At 68.6% G+C, this 19,707-nt stretch carries 16 protein-coding genes; 4 read left to right on the top strand and 12 right to left on the bottom strand.

What is annotated here, in order from left to right; translation table 11 throughout:
• Positions 1-33: 33 nt before the first annotated feature.
• The 4 genes from AB0M63_RS03565 to AB0M63_RS03550 all read right to left on the bottom strand — a co-directional run bounded on the left by AB0M63_RS03565 (position 34) and on the right by AB0M63_RS03550 (position 6,220).
• The gene (locus tag AB0M63_RS03565) at positions 34-735 is read right to left on the bottom strand and encodes a hypothetical protein (protein WP_366018228.1); all 702 of its coding nucleotides are present in this window, start codon (positions 733-735) and stop codon (positions 34-36) included.
• Entirely contained in the window at positions 732-1,124 is a 393-nt protein-coding gene (locus AB0M63_RS03560; RefSeq protein WP_355903577.1) for a hypothetical protein, read from the bottom strand. Before AB0M63_RS03560 ends, AB0M63_RS03565 begins: the two co-directional genes overlap by 4 nt.
• Positions 1,124-3,526, bottom strand: coding sequence for a glycoside hydrolase domain-containing protein (locus tag AB0M63_RS03555; protein WP_366018226.1), 2,403 nt, complete (start codon positions 3,524-3,526; stop codon positions 1,124-1,126). Before AB0M63_RS03555 ends, AB0M63_RS03560 begins: the two co-directional genes overlap by 1 nt.
• 384 nt (positions 3,527-3,910) lie before the next feature.
• Positions 3,911-6,220 carry a transglycosylase domain-containing protein gene (locus tag AB0M63_RS03550; protein WP_366018225.1) on the bottom strand — a complete coding sequence of 770 codons (2,310 nt, stop codon included), beginning with the start codon at positions 6,218-6,220 and terminating at the stop codon, positions 3,911-3,913.
• Positions 6,221-6,532: 312 nt separating this feature from the next.
• Here AB0M63_RS03550 and AB0M63_RS03545 point away from each other — a divergent pair, with 312 nt between their 5' ends.
• Genes AB0M63_RS03545 through AB0M63_RS03535 form a run of 3 tightly spaced genes read left to right on the top strand, consistent with a single transcriptional unit; the run spans position 6,533 to position 10,082 of the window.
• Entirely contained in the window at positions 6,533-7,057 is a 525-nt protein-coding gene (locus tag AB0M63_RS03545; protein ID WP_355903568.1) for a PadR family transcriptional regulator, read from the top strand.
• Positions 7,054-7,746 carry an ABC transporter ATP-binding protein gene (locus tag AB0M63_RS03540; RefSeq protein WP_355903565.1) on the top strand — a complete coding sequence of 231 codons (693 nt, stop codon included), beginning with the start codon at positions 7,054-7,056 and terminating at the stop codon, positions 7,744-7,746. The genes AB0M63_RS03545 and AB0M63_RS03540 overlap by 4 nt, the downstream gene beginning before the upstream one ends.
• Positions 7,743-10,082 (top strand): FtsX-like permease family protein, encoded by a 2,340-nt coding sequence (locus AB0M63_RS03535; RefSeq protein WP_366018224.1) that lies wholly within the window; start codon positions 7,743-7,745, stop codon positions 10,080-10,082. The genes AB0M63_RS03540 and AB0M63_RS03535 overlap by 4 nt, the downstream gene beginning before the upstream one ends.
• Positions 10,083-10,114: 32 nt before the next feature.
• Here AB0M63_RS03535 and AB0M63_RS03530 read toward each other — a convergent pair whose 3' ends face one another.
• The 7 genes from AB0M63_RS03530 to AB0M63_RS03500 form a co-directional block, all read right to left on the bottom strand.
• Positions 10,115-10,543 (bottom strand): hypothetical protein, encoded by a 429-nt coding sequence (locus AB0M63_RS03530; RefSeq protein WP_019072752.1) that lies wholly within the window; start codon positions 10,541-10,543, stop codon positions 10,115-10,117.
• 4 nt (positions 10,544-10,547) lie between these two features.
• The gene (locus AB0M63_RS03525) at positions 10,548-10,907 is read right to left on the bottom strand and encodes a roadblock/LC7 domain-containing protein (RefSeq protein ID WP_355903729.1); all 360 of its coding nucleotides are present in this window, start codon (positions 10,905-10,907) and stop codon (positions 10,548-10,550) included.
• An 86-nt stretch (positions 10,908-10,993) separates the two neighbouring features.
• Positions 10,994-11,899: a MarR family transcriptional regulator gene (locus tag AB0M63_RS03520; RefSeq protein WP_366018531.1), complete on the bottom strand. Its 906-nt coding sequence runs from the start codon at positions 11,897-11,899 to the stop codon at positions 10,994-10,996.
• 178 nt (positions 11,900-12,077) lie between these two features.
• Positions 12,078-13,421 carry an AI-2E family transporter gene (locus AB0M63_RS03515; protein WP_366018223.1) on the bottom strand — a complete coding sequence of 448 codons (1,344 nt, stop codon included), beginning with the start codon at positions 13,419-13,421 and terminating at the stop codon, positions 12,078-12,080.
• Between the two features lie 137 nt (positions 13,422-13,558).
• Positions 13,559-14,257 (bottom strand): lytic transglycosylase domain-containing protein, encoded by a 699-nt coding sequence (locus AB0M63_RS03510; protein WP_355903555.1) that lies wholly within the window; start codon positions 14,255-14,257, stop codon positions 13,559-13,561.
• 399 nt (positions 14,258-14,656) lie between these two features.
• Complete coding sequence (locus AB0M63_RS03505; protein ID WP_355903552.1) at positions 14,657-15,982, bottom strand: PhoH family protein; 1,326 nt, start codon at positions 15,980-15,982, stop codon at positions 14,657-14,659.
• Positions 15,983-16,292: 310 nt separating this feature from the next.
• The gene (locus tag AB0M63_RS03500) at positions 16,293-17,066 is read right to left on the bottom strand and encodes an isoprenyl transferase (protein ID WP_355903549.1); all 774 of its coding nucleotides are present in this window, start codon (positions 17,064-17,066) and stop codon (positions 16,293-16,295) included.
• Positions 17,067-17,700: 634 nt separating this feature from the next.
• Here AB0M63_RS03500 and AB0M63_RS03495 point away from each other — a divergent pair.
• Positions 17,701-18,861, top strand: a complete 1,161-nt coding sequence (locus tag AB0M63_RS03495; protein ID WP_366018222.1) for a winged helix DNA-binding domain-containing protein — start codon at positions 17,701-17,703, stop codon at positions 18,859-18,861.
• Between the two features lies 1 nt (position 18,862).
• On the opposite strand, the gene AB0M63_RS03490 is transcribed toward AB0M63_RS03495, so the two are convergent.
• Entirely contained in the window at positions 18,863-19,645 is a 783-nt protein-coding gene (locus AB0M63_RS03490) for a methyltransferase domain-containing protein (protein WP_366018221.1), read from the bottom strand.
• Positions 19,646-19,707: the final 62 nt, after the last annotated feature.

Genomic DNA, 19,707 nt, shown 5'->3' with positions numbered 1-19,707 from the left:
CCCGGCGGTGTGCCGGGCGCCCTAACGGGGTGATCAGGACGAGGGGGCCGGAGTGGGCACATCCTTGAGGTACGCTGCGGCCTTTCTGCGGCGCGCGGGGAGGAACGGGTCGATCGAACCGGCGCCGGTGCCGGGGGAGGCGTCCTCGCCACGGATACGGGCGGCGAGACGGGTCAGCTCAGGATCACCGGGGCCGACGTTGATCTGGAAGTGGGACTCCTTGACGGGGTCCGCGTTTCCGCCCCAGCCGACGACTCCCTCGCAGTCGGCGAGGATGTCGGCCACGACCACCTTCTCCACATCGGAGAGTCCGGTGCCCTTCTGCGCCCCGAGTGGGTAGAAGAGCGGGCGAATCGTGATCGCCGTACCGGAGAGGTGGTTGGACTCGAAGTCCGCGCCGACGGCCCGGTCGGTCGAGTGCCCCTGGACGTCGCCGGGGCGGAGCGTGTCGATCTCGTAGCTGAACCGGCGGGCCACGTGCAGAAGCACGGTGGCGACGTCGCCCTTCAGGAGAGGGACGGAGGCGTTGGTGCCCTCGATCCTCGAGGTCTCCGTGTGGGCGGTGTCGACGACCGGCCAGTGGTTCTGGGTCCGTCTGCCCCGCCATCCGCTCGACTGCGGGGCTGCCTGAGCGCTCGGGCTCGCGGCGACGAGGGTTGCGGCGGTGATGCCCGCGGCGAGGCCGAGGGTCTGACGGCGGGTCAGCGTGCGGGCGGGGCGAGTGGTGTCGTTCAACGTGTGCGTCCTTTCCGGTGGCGGCGGTAGGCGAGGACAAGCACCGCCACCAGGCTGGCCGTCAGGACGACCGCGCAGGTGAGGGCGAGTGGATTGATCCAGGCGCTCACGAAATCCTTGTGCGCGCCGTTGTCCCAGTGGCATGTCGCCTGCGGCGGCAGAACGCCGCTGTCGTAACGGATCAGATGGACGGTGGGGCGCAGTTCGAGTTGGTCGGGGCATGCGTGCGCCGGGATGGTCATGACGACCTGGAAGCAACCGACGACGTAGCAGAGAATCCCCGTGGTGGCGGACGCCTTGACGATGCTGACGAGCCGTCGGCCCTCGTGGAGCCGGACGAAGGCGAGGCCGCACGCCACGAGGAGAACTGCCAGGAACCAGGAACCCATCAGTCGGCTGAGCCCGAGAAGAGCTTTGCGTGGTTGGCCAGAAGCTTCGTTTGGCTGGTCTCCTCCAGCCCGGCGCGGGCGAACAGCGTTTCCGCGAAACCGAGACAGAAGGGCTGGAGCAGGTCGTCCGGGAGCGTGTGGGAAAGGATGATGGCGATTCCTCCGCCCTCGTACTCGAGCGCGACCCGTCCGAGGTTGATGATCGGGGAATCCAGCGCGGTGAGGATGTAGTGCGCGGCGTCCTGCGCCGTGGACCGCGTGGTGTCGAACCGCTTGGACAGGAAGTCCTGGAAGCGGGTCGCTCCGCCGGTCTGTTCGTAGTGCTCGCGCAGGGCCGTGGTGATGGCCTTGCCGGCTCGCAGCTTCTCGGCGAGGAGGAACCCGTCCACGTCCTCGATGAGATCCTCGAAGCTGAAGCTGGAGGAGACGCCGATCTTCGCCATGTAGTCGGTGCAGTAGGTGTAGCCGGAGGCGATCGAGTCGCTGTCGCGACGCCAGTTCCCGTAGAACGTCATGACGTCCCCGGCCCATCCGGCGACATCACCCGCGTTGGCCTGGGTGTGGTCGACCAGGGGCGGCTTGATCATGTGCCCGGCGGCGGTGGCGAGCAGATGCTGGGGGCCCAGAGTCTGTCCCGTGAACGGATCAGTGAATTCGGCGAGCAATTCCGCCCCGTGACTGTCGGCGTAGGCGACGAAGTCCCAGTCGACGTCACCTATCAACTGCGTCCACCGATAGTCCGAGTAGCGCGCCTGGCGGTAGTAGTCGGTGACGAGCCGGTTCGGGTCGCCGCTGCCGTAGTCCTGCGCCAGGCCGTACAACTGGTCGATGTTCGTGAGGAGGGCGGCAGCGGGAGAGACGGCGCGGTTGACGTCTCCCTGACCGTTGTCGGAACCGGCCCGGTGCACGTCACGGTCCAAGGAGAACACGTCGGTGCCGTTGGTGACCTGGTATTCCTTGATCTGGTTGAAGGACCAGTTCGAGGGGAGCGGAAAGCCGAGGTTGCCGGAGAATCCCCAGGACATTCCGGAGACGAACGAGTATCTGGCGTAGGTCTCCTGTGTCACCTGGGCGCACACGTTTCTGGAGCCGTACACGCCGTGCACGTAACGCTTTCCCTTGGAGGAAAGGCCGGAGGTGACACCCCGGAAGTACTCCAGGATTTTTGGCATGTCCTCCACGGTCGCATCGTAGTCGACGGCGAAGTAGATGACGGTGCCCCGGTTGAACCCGAAGTGGACTGCCTGGTCGTGAGCGAGCCGGCCGTGGGTGTAGCCGTTGGCGGAGTTGTACTCGGAGAGGCTTCTGCCGTTGTCCTGGAAGATGGGGAAGACACGCAGGCCCGCGCCGAAGATGTCTCCGAGTTCGCCTTCCTCCAGCATCTTCGAACCACCGCCGGCGGACGCTTCGTTCAGGTAGCGGCCGACGTGCAGATACCCGTCGTTGTGCATCCGCTGTCCCCGCGACGCCGTAATGGTGTACGCGGTGTCGGACGCGGTGGCATTGCGGTCGGGATCGCCCATGGACACCAGGAGTTGGGCCCAGGTCAGGTAGTCGCCCATGCCCGTGCGCTCGGAGGTGGAGAACCCGGAGAACGCCTGGAAGCCGCTGACCCAGCCCGCGATGTCGGAGTCCCAGGTGTCGGTGAAGTGGGTGCGCTGATCATCCTCGGCGGCTGTGAGAACGGGCTCGTTGAACACGCAGGCCGCGGAGAAGAGCTGCATGAAGATTCCGGTCGAGCCGGGGCCCACGGAATGGGCCTTGAGCGCGGCCTGGGTTCCGGCGCCGAAGTTTCCGGTCGCCTGGTCCTCCGGTATGCCGCTCTCTATTTGGATGGCCTTCATCAGGGCCTGCTGGACATCGCGGGAATAGTGGCCGTCCGTGGGGCCGATGGTGCATGTACTCCGCGTCCAGTAGCGGCCGTTGAGCCACTGCTGAATGGATCTGACCTTGTCGTCGCCGCCGGACAGAACGGCATAGGCGTCCATGTTGAGAATCGCCTTGAGGACCTTGGGCTGGACCACCCCACCATCGCGGACGAGGCCCATGTTCTCCTTCATCAGGTCGACCGATGCGGCGGCGACGGAGTCGAAGGACACCACCCCGGTGTCCCCGCCCCAATAGCCCTTGCAGAAGAGCCCGTGACGGATGATTTTGACGATGTTCGCTTTCGTCTGCCAGCCGATTCCGATGTTTCCCAGGGCGGCCACCGCCGAGAGGGTGCCTGCACCGAAGTTGGCCACAACAGGGCTGATTCCCAGCTCGTGTTGCAGACCCATCGTCAGGCTGTACATGGTGGACCAGCCGGTCTGCCCGTTCTCGGGGCATGCCGCGTATCCCGCCACCGAACCGTAGGTGGCGTTGACCCACTGCTGGGCGGCAAGAACTTTTTCGTCGGCCATGAGGCAGCCTCTCCTCGCTGTTCGGGGATCGCTGATGGGCGCACGGGACGGTTACGAAGGGGGAACCTGCGCATACGTGGACATGCGCCGTGTGCGCGCATGCGTGTGCCGGCCCTCAGGCTTGACGACGTGTCCCCCCGCTGCCGACCGGTATCTCCGGTGGGTCAACTCCCTTTGCGGGCAGCCTGGTTGGGACCCCCGCGAGGAGATCAACTTAGTCACAGGTGGAACCCGAGGGTCAAGAGATACCCATGGAGATCGGAAGTTGGCCTGAATCAGCCGGACGAGTGCGGCACGTACCGGATCTTTCGACTCCCTGTGTTTCTGAGCACACGTGAAGGGCGCCCGGCGGTGTGCCGGGCGCCCTTTCCGCTGTCCACCGCGCTACTGGCCGAACTGGTCCAACGGGTTGTCCGAGATCTCGTCGGTCGGAGTCACCGGTGGACTGGTCGTCGGCGTCTGGCTCGGGGTCTGGGACGGGGTCTGGCTCGGAGTCTCCGAGGGCGTCTCGCTCGGAGTCTCCGACGGGGTCTCGCTCGGCGTCTCGGACGGGGTCTCCGAGGGTGTCGGGGTCGGGGTCGGCGAGTAGGTCGGCTGGACCGCCGCGCCCTGGTCGGTGTCCAGGTCGAACTTGTTGTTCGCCTTGGTCACTCCGAACATGTACGTCGCCCAGATCTGCGCCGGGTAGCCACCACCGTTGATACGGCCGCCACCCGCGGTGATCAGGCCGGTCGCGCCAGTCAGCGGGACCTGGGCGCCACTGCCCTTCTTCTCACCGAACAGGCCCACCGAGGTGACCAGATCGGGCGTGTAACCGGTGAACCAGGCCGACTTGTTGTTGTCGGACGTACCCGTCTTGCCCGCGACCTGCTGCCCGTCGCGCTTGCTGTTCTCGGCCACCGACACCTTCGCCGTACCGTCGTCGACCACGCCGGTCAGCACCGAGGTCACCGTGTCCGCCGCCTGGACCGGGATGACCTGGGCGCCGATCGGGTTCGGCATCTTCACCGTGCGCGTGTTGTGCGCGACCGACTTGATGATCGCCGGGGTGACCTTCTTGCCGTGGTTGTCGAAGGTGGCGTAGACACCGGCCATCTCCATCGGGCTCGCGCCCATGGTGCCCAGGGTCTGTGCCGGTACGGCCTTCAGGTCGCCGGTGTCCATGCCCAGCTCGCCCGCGGTCTTCATCACCTTGTCCATGCCGACGTCGACACCGAGCTGTGCGAACACGGAGTTGATCGATTTGTTCATCGCCGTCTGGACGGTGACCTGGCCGTAGTCCGCGTCGTCCTCGTTCTCCGGCGCGAAGGCGATGTCGCTGCCCACGACCGGGCGCTTGCTGGTGCCGTCGTAGAGCGTGTTCGTCGTGATCGTCTTGCCGGACTGGGTCTTGGCCTGGTCGGCCAGGGCCGCGGCCAGGATCACCGGCTTGAACGTGGAGGCGGGCTGGTAGTCGGCGCGGGTGGCGTTGTTCGTGAAGTGCTGTGTGTAACCCACACCGCCGTACATCGCCACGACCGCGCCCGTCTTCGGGTTCACGGACACCGCGCCCGGCTGGACGTTCCCGTCGACCTTGCGCTTCTTGGCGTCGAGCTTGCTGGTCAACTGGGACTTGACGGACTTCTCCAGCTGAGCCTGCTTCTTCTTGTCGATGTTGAGCGTGATCGTCCAGCCGCCCGCGCTGACCAGCGCCTCGGCCTCCTTGGTGTTGGCGGCCTGACCGCTGGATATCAGCTGCTTCTCCAGCGCGCTGTTGGCCTCGGTCACCATGTAGCCGATCTGGCCCGCCATGCCGGCCTCGGCCTTGGGCGCCTTGGGCACCGGGAACGTCATGGCCTCGCGCTTGGTCGCGCTCAGCCAGTCCTGCCCGACCATGTTGTCCAGGACGTAGTTCCAGCGCGCCTGCACCAGCTTCTTGCCGGTGTCGCTCGCGATGGCCCAGTCGTACTGGTTCGGCGCCTGGAGGAGCGCGGCGAGATAGGCGCCCTGCTCGACGGTGAGGTCCTTGGCGTCGACCCGGTAGTAGGCCTGGGCGGCGGCCTGGATGCCGTAGGCGCCGCGGCCGTAGTAACTGGTGTTGATGTACCCGGCGAGGATGTAGTCCTTGGACTTCTCGCGGTCCAGCTTCAGCGAGATGACCATTTCCTTCAGCTTGCGCGTGACGGTCTGGTCCTGGGTCAGGTAGTAGTTCTTGACGTACTGCTGGGTGATCGTCGAACCGCCCTGTGCGCCCTTGCCGGACAGCGTGTTGAACAGGCCGCGCGCGGTGCCCTTGAGGTCGACGCCGGCGTCGCTGTAGAACGTCTTGTTCTCGGCGGCGACAAACGTCTCCTGGACGGCCTTCGGGACCTGGGAGAGGTCGACGTTCTCGCGGTTCACATCGCCCTTGCGGGTCAGGAGCGAGCCGTCGCTGTACTTGTAGACGTTGCTCTGGAGCTTCGCGTCGGCGTTGCCCGCGGGGATGCTGATCATCATGTAGAGCACGATGAACGCGCCGATGCCGAGCAGACAGAAGCCGAGGAACGTGCCGAGGATCTTCTTCCAGGTGAAGAGCCTGCGTATGAAGCTCTTACCGTCCTTGGCGCCCTTGCTGTCCGTGGCGTCCGTGCCGGCCGCGCTCGATGAGCGGCGGGTCTTCGGCGCGGCGCGGTGGCCACCGCGTTGTCGCGCTCGTCGCTCTTCCGCTCGTCCCATGAGTCCGTCTGCTCCGCTTCCGTATCGGCTGTCGCTGCGAGTCAGCTCAGAAAGCTAACACCGCCAGTTGTGACAAAGGTCTGCCGATCCTGTCTTTTACGGACGTGAGAATCAGCACCTGTCCCAACGGAACCGACGTACGAGAGGGCCCGAAGGTTGCCATGGCGGGGCACATCTCCGCGCTCCCGCGCACCGAGAACGCGGTGACAGAACCGTGACAATCGGCCCCGACCTGCGGGGCCGCACCCCCGGCCATGATCTGCACACGGTGCGTATACACACGGCGTATACACCCTGTGTAGTGTGCTCCGCATGTCCATCGGTCACACCCTTCTGGGGCTCCTGGAATCCGGCCCGCGCCACGGCTACGACCTGAAGCGGGCCTTCGACGAGAAGTTCGGTCACGACCGGCCGCTGCACTACGGCCAGGTCTACTCGACGATGTCCCGACTGCTGAAGAACGGCCTCGTCGAGGTCGACGGCATCGAGGCCGGCGGCGGTCCCGAGCGCAAGCGGTACGCGATCACCGACGCCGGCATCACCGACGTACAGCGGTGGCTCGCGACGCCGGAGAAGCCCGAGCCGTATCTCCAGTCGACCCTCTACACCAAGGTCGTCCTCGCGCTGCTCACCCACCGCGACGCGGCCGAGATCCTCGACGTGCAGCGCTCCGAGCATCTGCGCGGTATGCGGATCCTGACCGACCGCAAGCGCAAGGGCGATCTCGCGGACCAGTTGATCTGCGACCACGCCCTCTTCCATCTGGAGGCCGACCTGCGGTGGCTCGAACTCACCGCGGCGCGTCTCGGAAAACTCGCCGAGGCGGTGGCCAAGTGACGACGCATCCCGTTGGTTCCCTGCTCGCGGCCCACGAGCTGCGCAAGGCCTACGGTCCGACGACCGCGCTCGACGGCGCCGAGTTCTCCATCCATCCCGGTGAAGTGGTCGCCGTCATGGGGCCCTCCGGATCCGGGAAGTCGACGCTGCTGCACTGCCTCGCCGGGATCGTGCCGCCCGACTCGGGCTCGATCCTCTACAACGGGCAGGAGATGGCGACCATGAGCGACGCCCAGCGCAGCGCGCTGCGCCGCTCGGAGTTCGGGTTCGTCTTCCAATTCGGCCAGTTGGTGCCCGAGCTGACCTGCGTCGAGAACGTGGCGCTGCCGCTGCGGCTGAACGGCACCCACCGCAAGGAGGCCGAGCGGACCGCGCTCACCTGGATGGAGCGGCTGGAGGTCGACGACCTCGCGAAGAAGCGGCCCGGCGAGGTGTCCGGCGGTCAGGGGCAGCGCGTCGCCGTCGCCCGCTCGCTGGTCACCGGCCCCCGCGTGCTGTTCGCCGACGAGCCGACCGGCGCGCTGGACTCGCTCAACGGCGAGCGCGTGATGGAGCTGCTGACCGAGGCGGCCCGGTCGACGAACGCGGCCGTCGTGCTGGTCACGCACGAGGCCCGGGTGGCCGCCTACTCGGACCGCGAGATCGTCGTACGCGACGGCAAGTCCAAGGACATGGAGCGCATCGTATGAACATGCGTCAGTCTGCGGCCGATCTGGCCATGGGGGTGCGGTTCGCCTTCGGCGGCGGACGCGAGGGCTGGGTACGGGCCCTGCTGACGGCCGTCGGTGTCGGGCTCGGGGTGGCGCTGCTGCTGCTCACCACCGCCCTGCCGAACGCGCTGTCCCAGCGGAGTCAACGCGGCGACGACCGGCAGGACTTCACCTACAGCGGGAAGGTGCTGCCGAAGGCGGACAACACCCTCGTCGTCGCCGACACGGACACGACGTTCCGCACCAAGGACGTGCGCGGGCGGCTGCTGGAGCCCGACGGCGCCAAGGCGCCGCTGCCGCCGGGCGTCGCCAGGGTGCCCGCACCGGGCGAGATGGTCGTCTCGCCCGCGCTGGACAAGCTCCTCAAGTCCACCTCCGGAAAACTGCTGCGCGAGCGGCTGCCCTACCGGGTGACCGGCACCATCGCGCAGACCGGGCTCATCGGGCCCGGCGAACTCGCCTACTACGCGGGCGGGAAGAACCTCCTGGAGCACCAGTCCGGCGGCTCCGTCGAGCGGATCGACCGCTTCGGGCCCTCCCCGAACAGCCAGCCGGACGGGCTGGATCCGGTGCTGCTCCTGCTGGTCCTGATCGTCTTCGTCGTACTGCTGCTGCCGGTCGGCGTGTTCATCGCGGCGGCCGTGCGCTTCGGCGGCGAACGCCGGGACCGGCGGCTCGCGGCACTGCGGCTGGTCGGCGCGGACGGGCGGATGACGCGCCGGATCGCGGGCGGCGAGGCGCTCGCGGGGGCGCTCCTCGGGCTCGTCTTCGGCACCGGGTTCTTCCTGCTGGGGCGGCAGTCGGCGAATCTGCTGGAGGTGCGGGACATCAGTGTGTTCCCGAGCGACCTCAACCCGTCGCCCGCGCTCGCCCTGCTCGTCGCCGTCGCCGTGCCGGCCGCGGCCGTCCTGGTGACGCTGTTCGCGCTGCGCGGGGTCGTCATCGAACCGCTCGGTGTGGTCCGCAAGGCGAAGCCGCCGCGGCGCCGGCTGTGGTGGCGGCTGCTGCTGCCGCTGGCCGGCCTCGCGATGCTGTACCCGATGACCGGCAAGGGCGACAGCAACGGGAACTTCAACCAGTGGCTGGTGATCGGCGGCACGGTCCTGCTGCTCGTCGGGGTCACCGCGCTGCTGCCCTGGGTCGTCGAGGCGACCGTGGCCAAGCTGAACTCCGGCTCGGTGTCCTGGCAACTCGCCGTCCGCAGGCTCCAGTTGAGCAGCGGTACGGCCGCCCGCATGGTCAACGGCATCGCGGTCGCGGTGGCCGGGGCGATCGCCCTGCAGATGCTGTTCGCCGGGGTCGAGGGCGACTACACCAAGGAGACCGGCAACGACGTGAACCGGGCCCAGATGGAGGTCTCCGTGAACAGCGGGGTCCAACTGTCCCAGGCCAAGGCGCAGTTCGCGCGGACCGAGGGCGTGCGCGGCACGTCGGCCGTCTCGCTCACCTCGCTCGGCGACCGGGCGAGGAACCCGAACACCGAGTTGGAGGTGGCCGTCGGCAGTTGCGCCGAACTGCGCGAGGTGGCCCGCCTGACGTCCTGCGCGGACGGCGACATGTTCAAGATCCTCGGCGGCGACTACGACGACGACACGGGGAAACTCGCCAAGGCGGGCGGCACGTTGTACTTCGACCCGGGGTACGACGGTTCGACGAGCGTCTCGCACCCGGTGTCCTGGAAGGTGCCCGCGGGCCTGCGGACGGCCGCGCCCCGCGAGGATCCGACCGGTAACGTGCGGGGCGGTCTGCTGATCACCTCGGGCGCGCTGCCCTCGAACGCGACGAAGGGCCTGAGCCAGAAGGTGTTCGTCTCGCTGGACCCCTCGGTGGCGGACGCGGACGACCAGGTGCGCAACACGGCCGCCCGCCTCGATCCGCAGACGGAGGTGTTCACCCTGGCGGCCACCCAGCAGTCGGACAAGTTCCGGTCCATCCGCACCGGGCTGCTCGTCGGCGCCACCTGTGTGCTGCTGCTGATCGGGGCGAGCCTGCTGGTCTCGCAGTTGGAGCAGTTGCGCGAACGCAGGAAGCTGCTGTCGGCGCTGGTCGCCTTCGGCACCCGGCGGCGCACACTGAGCCTGTCGGTGCTGTGGCAGACGGCGATCCCGATCGGCCTCGGCCTGGCCCTGGCCACAGCGGTGGGGATGACACTGGGCTCGGTGCTGCTGAAGATGACCGCCACACCGGTGCGGATCGACTGGGCGAGCGTGCTGGCGATGACCGGCATCGGCGCGGGGGTCGTCCTGGCGGTGACCCTGCTGAGCCTGCCGCCGCTGCTGCGGATGATGCGGCCGGACGGGCTGCGCACGGAGTAGGGCCCGTCCGCAGCCGTCCGCCCGCCGGTGTCTCAGAGGCCGTACTCCCGCACCACCCGGCGGACCTGGGCGAACAGCATGCCCACGTTCACCGACTTGCGGCAGACGACCACAGCGACGACGTCCTGCTGCTCGGTCATCCGTACGAACAGATGAGTGAGGTTCTCGCTGTTGACGAGGATCTCCTGGAAGAAGTGGTGGTCACTGGTGATCCCGCGACGCTCCTTGAAGACGTCCTCGATCATCACGACCGTCCGGCCCTGGAACAGGTCGAGGGTCGCGCCCGCCAGCAGGTCGAGGACCTCTGGCGGGTGGTTGTCGATGGTCTCGTACGACAGCAGCATGCCGGTGGACATGTCGACCACACCGGAGGCCACACAGTCGGGGGCGTCGGTGCGGAGGGTTTTGACCAGGCCCATCACCTGGTCGGAGAATCCTGGGGTCATACGTTTCGTCGCCATCCCTTCACACTCCTTCTGACGCCTTCTCAGTGAGGATCGACTCGATGCGGTCGAGCGCCGGCCGGGCCGCGAGATGCAGCCGGTCCACGTCCATCCCCTCGTCGCCGAGCACCACCATCAGGGCGGTGTCGCCGACGGCGTAGGTCGCGGCACAGCCGTGGCTGCCGTAGGTGACCGTCTGGCGCAGCGTGCCGCGGTCGGTGGCCTCGGCGGTGCGCCGGGCGAGGCCGAGGCCGGCCGCGGCGAGGGCGGCGAGGGCCTCCGGGTCGATCGAGTCGGCGGTGTCGGCCGCGATGAGCAGTCCGTCGGCCGCCGTCAGTGCGGTGTCGGTGATTCCGGTCACCTGTTCCCGCAGTCCACGCATTTCCAGTGCCAGGGCTTTGTGATCCACGTACTCAACTCCCCTATGACTGATCGAAAATTGTTCACGGTGTTTCATTTCAGGGTGTTTCATTTCGGGGTTCCGTTCCGCAGGCGGAAGAACCCTTTCCAACCCGCCCCGCTCTTTTCGGGGACGAGAGATTCGGTGATGCCGCTGGCGCCCGGATTCCGGCGGGGCAGGGCGGTGGGCGCGGTGAACTGCGGTGGCGCGGGCGCCGGTTCACGACGGGTCACGGCGAGCCCCCCGGGCGGCAGTCGCACCGGGATCGGCACCGGGATGTCCGCGCATTCCAGGAGGCCCTCGGCGAGCATCCGCGCGACCTCGGCGGTGACCGGGTAGACCCCGCGCCCGGTACGGAAGGCGAGATCGCGGGCGGTACGGCGGCCGTCGACGTGGGTGAGCAACTCGCGTTGCAGGCTGCCGAGTCCGGCCTCGTCGGGGAGGTACGCGGGCGGCCGGGGCCGTTCCCGGTCGGGGCGTACGGGGTGCGGCAGCGCGGCGATCGCGGCGAGTTTCCGGGTCGCGTCCTGGAGCAGCCGGACCGGGGACTCACCGAGCCTGACCGGGGCCAACGGCTCGGCGTCCGGGGCGCGTTCGCAGTCGTCGACGTCCCCGGCGACGACCGCGAAGGCCGCGTCGTGCAGGGCCAGCACACACACGATCCGCAACTGGGCGGCGCCCGCGTACCCGTGGGCGATCAGCCCGTCCAGCGGCCAGCACGAGCCGCCCGACTCCCTTACCAGGTCGGCCCATTGCTCGCCGTCGATCCGGCCGGAGCGCAACAGCAGGGCCTCCGGGCCGGGAGCGCCGGGACTCTCCACGGCCACGACGAGTCCGCCGCGCAGATGGAAGATCCCGCCGGGTCTGCCGGACACCCGCAGTCCCCCGGTGAACTCCTCGCGCCCACAGGCCGAAAGAGCCGTCGCGAGCAGGTCGTGACCGACCCGGCCGAGGGAATCCCGAATGCCCGCCATCACGCCCCTAGGCTTTTCGTACACGCACCTGACGTGTAGCGCTGAGGGGTGAAGGTTTATCAGTCCGAGCGCATATTCCGGACGAGGTTCTCGCTACCTGCCTGCGGCTGACGGAAGTTGAGAATTCCCGCCGTTCGATTTCCTTTGTCCGACGCTCATTTGACCGAACGAGGGTGGGTCAGGACTGCGTCGGCGGTTCGGGCTGTGGGGGTTCCTCCGGCGTCGACGACACCGCCGTCGCGCCCCTCGGCCGGGGGGATTGCCTCGGTGGTGGTTCGGTGCCCTGGGAGTAGGCCTTCAGATAGCTCACGACCGTGTTCGTGACCGCGACCAGCGGGACGGCCACCACCGCTCCGCCGATGCCCGCGATCATGCCGCCGGCCGCGACCGAGAGGACCACCGCGAGCGGGTGGACCCGGACCGCGCGGCCCAGGATGAACGGCTGGAGGATGTGGCCCTCGATCTGCTGGACGAGGAGGACGACGGCCAGCGTCAGCAGGGCCGTGACCACGCCCTGGGTGACCAGCGCGACGACGACCGCCAGCGCGCCGGAGGCCACCGCGCCCACCAGCGGGATGAACGAGAACAGGAAGATGAAGACGGCGAGCGGCACGGCCATCGGTACGCCGAGGAAGTAGATGCCGATGCCGATGCAGATCGCGTCGATCAGGGCGACTATCACCGTGCCGCGGACGTAGGCGGTCAGTGTGCGCCAGGCGCGCGGGCCCGCGCCCGCCATCGCCGGCCGGGCCGCCGCGGGCACCAGCTTCAGCGCCCACTGCCAGATGCGCGGGCCGTCGTACAGCAGGAACAGGGTCGAGAAGATCGCCAGCAGGATGCCGGTCAGGGCCTCCACGATGACCTGGACGCCCTCCAGGCCGAACGACGTGATCTGGTCGGTGTTGGCGCCGATGGCCTCGCGGAGGTTCTTCGCGATCTGGTTGATCTGCTTCTCGGTGACGTGGAACGGGCCCTTGAGCAGCCAGTTGCGCAGGTCGTCGACGCCGTTCTGGACCTGGTCGGAGAGGTTGTCGATGTTCGCCATGACCTGCCAGGTCACGAACCAGCCGATCAGCCCGATCACCACGAAGCCGAGGATCGCGGTGAGCGCGGTGGCCACCCCGCGCGGAAAGCCGTAGCGGATCAGGCGGGCCACGGTCGGCTGGAGCAGTGCCGTGACGAGCAGGGCGGCGGCGAAGGCGAGGACCACGAGTTGGACGGCGCTGATGACGCGCATCAGCACCCAGAGCGTGCCGGCCAGGATCAGCAGCCGCCAGCCCGCCTCGGCGGCGACGCGCACTCCCCAGGGCACGGCGAGCGCGGGGTCGGGGCGGTCCCGGGCGATGGTGACCGGTACCGGTTCGGGGGCGGGCGCGGGTTGTGGGGGTACGGCGTCGGCGGGCGGTTGGGGCTCGGCCTCGGTGTGCTCCTTCTCCACCTCGGCGCGACGCTCGTCCAACCGCTCCCCCATCTCGCTCAGTCCGGCACCGAGCCGGCCGAGCCACCCTGGTACGCGCGACATGATCCGCCCTCTTCCCCCGTCCGTCCCCACCACTCCCCCCTGGAGTCGTTGCGTGTCCGACCGTACATGGCCGAAGCCCCTCCCCGTAGGACGGGGAGGGGCTCGGAAAGGTTGAGCGGCCGACGCTCGGGCGGGGCCTAGTAGTAGTGGTTGGCCTGCCAGAACGTCCAGGCCTCACAGGGGCTGCCGTAGCGCCCGTTCATGTACTGGAGGCCCCACTTGATCTGGGTGGCCGGGTTCGTCTGCCAGTCGGAGCCGACGGACGACATCTTGGAGCCGGGCAGGGCCTGGAAGAGACCGTAGGCGCCGGAAGAGGCGTTGACCGCGCGGTAGTTCCAGCTCGACTCGTGGTCCACGATGTTGCTGAAGCACGCGTACTGGCCGCTGGGCACCATGGAGGCGGCCATCGACTGGATCTGCGAGATCGTGTAGGAGCTCTGGACGGGGAAGCTCGACGAGGAGCTGCTGGCCTTCGCGGCCGCTTCCTTCGCCTCCGCCTTCTCCTTGGCCAGCTTCTCCGCCTTCTCGGCGGCGGCCTTCTTGGCGACCGCGGTCTTGGCGGCGGCCAGGCGGGCCGACTCCTCGGCGTCCTTCTTGGCGCTCGCGTCGGCCTGGATGGCCTGCGCGTCGGCCTGCTGCGTCAGCGAGGCCGTCTGCACCTGGGCCTGCTGACCCGTGGGGATGTCCGCCAGGAGCGTGGTGTCGGCTGCCGTCGTCTCGGCGTCATTGTTCTGCGCCTGAGCGACGCTGCCCGAGGCAACGCCTACGACGCTTCCGACGGCGGTGACCGCGGTGGCCGAAGCCACTGCGAATCCCCGGACCGAAATCCGGCTCACACGGTTTCCTTCCAGCATCGTCCGCTTCGGTGACCCTGGCGGACGCAATCGTGCCCCTGAACGCTGGCCTCCCAACTGCGGGGTCACGGGAGGCACGGGCCCGGTGGGCAACTCCCGCGAGGGGAGCGCCGCGTGAAGAGCGGGCGGCATACGACTTCGCTGTGGAGTTGGTGGTGGTGCCTATGTGGTGCGTACCGCTGGGGGTACACGTGTGTCGTATGCGGGGCCTGACAGGAGTGAGACTCTGCCGTAACCGGACGCCGGGTGGCAATTCTGAGTTGCGTGTGAAAGCTCACATCCCGTTTGCCCCCTGGGATTTGGAGAAACAGCAGGACGCGAAAGCGCCGCCCCGCTAAGCTCTTCGGCTTCGCGGGACGGCGCCAACTGGTCAGGAACAGCTCAGATTTGGCCGTCCTCCAGCATTTCGGTCACAAGCGCCGCGATCTGGGACCTCTCGGACCTGGTCAGAGTCACATGCGCGAAGAGCGGATGCCCCTTCAGCTTCTCCACCACGGCGACGACCCCGTCGTAGCGGCCGACCCTCAGGTTGTCCCGCTGTGCCACGTCATGGGTGAGGACCACCCGTGAGTTGGCGCCGATCCGGGACAGCACGGTCAGCAGGACGTTCCGCTCCAGGGACTGCGCCTCGTCCACGATCACGAACGCGTCGTGCAGCGAACGCCCGCGGATGTGGGTGAGCGGCAGGACCTCCAGCATCCCGCGGGCGGTGACCTCCTCGATGACCTCGCGGCTGGTGACCGCGGACAGCGTGTCGAAGACCGCCTGCGCCCAGGGGCCCATCTTGTCGGCCTCGGAGCCGGGCAGATAGCCCAGCTCCTGTCCGCCCACCGCGTACAGCGGCCGGAAGACCATCACCTTCTTGTGCTGGCGGCGCTCCAGGACCGCCTCCAGGCCCGCGCAGAGCGCGAGCGCGGACTTGCCGGTGCCGGCCCGGCCTCCCATGGACAGGATCCCGACGTCCGGGTCGAGCAGCAGATCCAGCGCGATGCGCTGCTCCGCGCTGCGGCCCTTGATGCCGAACGCCTCCCGGTCGCCGCGGACGAGGCGGACATTGCCCTCGGCCGTGATCCGGCCCAGCGCCTTGCCGCGCTCGGACTGGATGGTGAGACCGGTGTGGACGGGAAGGTCGGCCGCCTCCGGGACGTAGACGTGGCCCTCCTCGAAGAGGATGTCCACCTGTTCGCCCGGCAGGGTCAGTTCGGTCATTCCGGTCCAGCCGGAGGAGCCCGTGATGGCGAGTTCCGCGCGGTACTCCTCGGCGAGGAGTCCGACGGACGACGCCTTGATCCTGAGCGGAAGGTCCTTCGACACGACGGTGACGTCGTACCCCTCGGCCTGCAGGTTGCGGGCGACCGCGAGGATGCGGGAGTCGTTGTCCCCCAGGCGGTACCCACTGGGCAGCACGCTGGGGTCCGAGTGGTTGAGCTCGACCCTGACGGTGCCGCCGAGTTCCCCGATCGGGATGGGGGCGTCGAGGCGACCGTGCCGGACCCGGAACTCGTCCAGCAGGCGCAGGGCCTGTCGGGCGAAGTAGCCGAGTTCGGGATGGTGCCGTTTGGCCTCCAGCTCTGTGACCACGACGATCGGCAGCACGACTTCGTGCTCGTCGAAGCGGTTCAGCGCGTTCGGGTCGGCCAGCAGAACGCTGGTGTCGAGAACATAGGTGCGCCGGTCAGGCATACGGCGCTTTGTGCTGGTCACCACGGAAGGACGTACCCCCTCGGAAGAGGTCGGGGAGCGACGGAGAGGAGCTGGACCGGTCCAGGCCGCATTGCGCGGGCCGGGGACCGGCCCTCCGTCTCGCCCGTACTGACCGCACGGTCGGGCTGGTGCAAAGGGCCTCCCGGGCGGACGGCCCCGTGCCGTCCGCTGAGATACGACACCCGTGGTTCGGGCGTCGACCTGCTTGGCTTATGCCCTCGAACATGCGCGGCCATGCCAGGGCATATGACGGCGCCCTGGTGAACTCCTTGTTACTTCTGCACCAAACGGGGTAGACGCGACGACTTGCCCGTCATCCGCCGTAACGCCGGTGTCGCGCCGCGTAGTCACGCATCGCGCGCAGGAAGTCGACCTTGCGGAAGGCCGGCCAGAAGACCTCACAGAAGTAGTACTCGGAGTGGGCCGTCTGCCAGAGCATGAATCCGGACAGCCGCTGCTCGCCGCTGGTGCGGATCACCAGATCGGGGTCGGGCTGGTCGCCGGTGTAGAGGTGCCTGCCGATGAGGTCGACGTCCACGTGCTCGGCGAGCTCCTCCATCGAGGTGCCCTTGTCGGCGGCGTCCAGGATCATCGAGCGGACCGCGTCGGCGATCTCCTGGCGGCCGCCGTAGCCGATGGCGACGTTGACGAGTATCCCGTCGACGTGCGCGGTGGACTCCTCCGCCTCTTTCAGGACGGACTGCATCCGCGAGGGCAGCAGGTCGAGGGTGCCGACGTGGTGCACGCGCCAACGGCCGTCCGCGGCGAGGGAACTGACGACGTTCTCGATGATGCCGAGCAGCGGGCCGAGTTCTTCCGCGGGGCGGTCGAAGTTGTCCGTCGACAGCAGCCACAGGGTGACGACCTCGACGTCCGTCTCGCTGCACCAGCCGAGGAACTCCTCGATCTTGTCGCCGCCGGCCTGGTGCCCCTGGACGGTGGTGGAGCCGGCCGCCTTCGCCCAGCGCCGATTGCCGTCCATGATGACGCCGATGTGCTTGGGCACCTGGGCGTGGTCGAGATGGCCTCCCACCCTGCGTACGTAGAACCTGACCAGCAGGCGGCGCAGGGTGTCGCGCAGGTTCACGTGTTGTCAGCCCCTCCGTGGATGGCAGTCCCCGGCTGTGCAGCCTACCCCCGCTGGAGCCCTGTTCCCCCAAGGGGTGTCTGGGCTCATCCCGGTTCGGCACGAAGGTCGGGCTCGGGGTCGAACGGCATCGCGCGGCGTCAACACCGCACGGCACAAAAAATCGGGCCGGTCCGTGGGGGGGATACGGACCGGCCCGAGGGGGGGTTTCCACCATAACCCTTCGTAAGTGATGCTGCGTGCATCGGCGTGCCACAACTACTCTCCGAAGTCGGCCGACAACGCGTCGAGGGGTCCGGAAGCCCCGATTCCGGCCCTGATCATGGCTGGTTCACAGCGGATTCCAAGGAGAACGTGGAGGAACGTGGGGGTTCCCCGCCACACGTCGGCACTTCACTCTCATGGGTGACACCGTCAGCGAACGTCCGCTTGACGGGCAGGGGCACCGCGCAGCCCCCTCCACCGCGCGGTGCCGACCGCGCAGCTTTGCTCACGCGAATTACCTTGGTCTGAACTTACGTGAGGAGACGGGCGGGACGCGAGTCGATCTCGATAACGATGTGGAAACCGCGTGCACATCGCGTGTGCGTATGGCGGACGCGGTACGACCTAGTTCGGCCCTAGCGTGCGCGGCATGACCTCGACGATCACGTGGAGCCGGGCGAGCGCCCGCCGCCTCGCACGACAGTTCCTGGACACACCGGCCGAGACCGGCACACCGGTCGCCGACGTGGTGTCCGCGATGCTCGGCGCGCATGCGCAGGTGCTGTCCGCGGCGGAGGTGTCGGTAGGGGTACGGGCGGCGGACCGCACCAGGGCGGACGTACGTACGGCGCTCCGTCCGGACGACGGCTCCTCCGCCTCCCTCCTGAAGACCCACGGCCCGCGCGGCACCGTCCACCTGCTGCCCACACGCGAACTGCCCCTGTGGAGCGCCGCGTTGCCCGCGATCCCGGGCACGGGCCGGTTCGCCTCCGACATCCGCCTCACCGACGAACAGGCCACGGAGGTGGTCGAGGCCATCGCCGAAGCCCTGACCGGCTCGACGCTGACCATCGACGAACTGGACGAGGAGGTCGTCGCCCGCACCGGTGCGTGGGCGGGCGACCGCGTCATGCCGGCCTTCCAGGACATGTGGCCCCGCTGGCGCCAGGTCCTGCACCGGGCAGGCCAGTCCGGCGCGCTCTGCTTCGGCCCGGACCGCGGCCGCAAAGTCACCTACACCCGCCCACCCCGCTTCACCCCGCTCCCCACGACCGAGGCCCTACGAACCCTGGTCCACCGCTATCTGCACGCCTACGGCCCGGCGACCCCACGCGATTTCGCCAAATGGCTCGCGGCACCGGGAACTTGGGCAACGGCCCTCTTCGAGACCGCCGCCACCGACGGCGCCATCGAGGAGGTCGACTTCGAGGGCACCCGCGCGTGGGTGGTGGCAGGCGACACGGAGTTCCCTGACCGCCCGGTCCAGGGCGTACGCCTGCTGCCCTACTTCGACGCCTACGTCATCGCCGCCCAGCCCCGCGAAACGCTGTTCCCCGGCGCCGCGTACGAACGAGCCCTGGCGCGCGGCCAGGCCGGCAACTACCCCGTGCTGCTGCTCGACGGGGTGGTCGCGGGGGTCTGGCACCAGCACCGACGGGGACGGCGGACGACGGTGACCGTGGAGCCGCTGGGGAAGCTCACGGCGGGGCAGGTACGGGAGTTGGGCGAGCGGGTGCGGCGGGTGGGTGAAGTGCTGGAGGCTCGGGCGGAGTTGGTGATCGGGGAGGTCGTGTCCGGACCGCACGCCTGAGTCACCCGTGCGGTTTGCGGGCGTCGAAGAGGTGGCGGGTGCTGTGGGCCACGAACGGGCCCGTGGTCCGGATCTGCTCGTGCAGGGCGCGGAGTTGGGGTTCGTACGCCTCGACCGTGAAGTCGGGGACCATCCAGATCACCTTGCGGAGGAAGTGGACGACGGCTGCGATGTCGTGGAACTCCATGCGCAGCCGCTCGGCTCGCAGGTCGACGATCTCCAGGCCCGCCGCCTCCGCACCGGCCCGCTCCCGCTCGGGGTCGCGGGCGCTCACGCCATCCGGCTGGGGGCCGAGGAAGTGCTCGACGAGTTCGAAGACGCTGCGGGGGCCGACGTGTTGGGCGAAGTAGGTGCCGCCCGGGCGCAGGACGCGGGCGATCTCGGGCCAGTTGGCGCGGACCGGGTGGCGGCTCAGGACGAGGTCGAAGGAGGCGTCGGCGAAGGGCAGCGGGGCGTCCTCGGCCGCGGCGACCACCACGACACCGCGCGAGCGGAGCAGGGCGGTGGCCTTGGCGACGTTCGGCGGCCAGCCCTCGGTGGCGGCGACGAGCATCGGGGGCTGCGCGGCCGCCCGGCCCAGCGCGAAGTCGAAGGCCTCCCCTCCCCCGGTCTGGACGTCCAGGGCGGTCGTGGCGCGGGTGAGGCGGTCCCCGGCCGAGCGCGCGTACCCCCACGAGGGGCGCGCCTCGGTGGCCCGGCCCTCGAACCAGGAGAAGTCCCAGCCCTCCGTGGGTACGGCGGCGGCTTCCGCGACGAGGTCCTCGAAGCTCCCGTTGTTGTCCATGGGGCGATGGTCGCAGGGCATTGTCAGTGGGCGCTGCTAATTTCGGAGGCATGGCCAACGAC

This window comes from Streptomyces sp. NPDC051576, assembly GCF_040681835.1.
Lineage (GTDB): Bacteria > Actinomycetota > Actinomycetes > Streptomycetales > Streptomycetaceae > Streptomyces.
Note: the sequence above shows the minus strand (reverse complement) of the source record. Positions and strands in the feature narration are given on the sequence as shown.

Coding starts and splice junctions, on each gene's coding strand:
- AB0M63_RS03560 (WP_355903577.1), bottom strand. CDS start 1,124: ATGGGTTCCTGGTTCCTGGCAGTTCTCCTCGTGGCGTGCGGCCTCGCC.
- AB0M63_RS03555 (WP_366018226.1), bottom strand. CDS start 3,526: ATGGCCGACGAAAAAGTTCTTGCCGCCCAGCAGTGGGTCAACGCCACC.
- AB0M63_RS03550 (WP_366018225.1), bottom strand. CDS start 6,220: ATGGGACGAGCGGAAGAGCGACGAGCGCGACAACGCGGTGGCCACCGC.
- AB0M63_RS03545 (WP_355903568.1), top strand. CDS start 6,533: ATGTCCATCGGTCACACCCTTCTGGGGCTCCTGGAATCCGGCCCGCGC.
- AB0M63_RS03535 (WP_366018224.1), top strand. CDS start 7,743: ATGAACATGCGTCAGTCTGCGGCCGATCTGGCCATGGGGGTGCGGTTC.
- AB0M63_RS03530 (WP_019072752.1), bottom strand. CDS start 10,543: ATGGCGACGAAACGTATGACCCCAGGATTCTCCGACCAGGTGATGGGC.
- AB0M63_RS03525 (WP_355903729.1), bottom strand. CDS start 10,907: ATGCGTGGACTGCGGGAACAGGTGACCGGAATCACCGACACCGCACTG.
- AB0M63_RS03520 (WP_366018531.1), bottom strand. CDS start 11,899: ATGGCGGGCATTCGGGATTCCCTCGGCCGGGTCGGTCACGACCTGCTC.
- AB0M63_RS03515 (WP_366018223.1), bottom strand. CDS start 13,421: ATGTCGCGCGTACCAGGGTGGCTCGGCCGGCTCGGTGCCGGACTGAGC.
- AB0M63_RS03495 (WP_366018222.1), top strand. CDS start 17,701: ATGACCTCGACGATCACGTGGAGCCGGGCGAGCGCCCGCCGCCTCGCA.
- AB0M63_RS03490 (WP_366018221.1), bottom strand. CDS start 19,645: ATGGACAACAACGGGAGCTTCGAGGACCTCGTCGCGGAAGCCGCCGCC.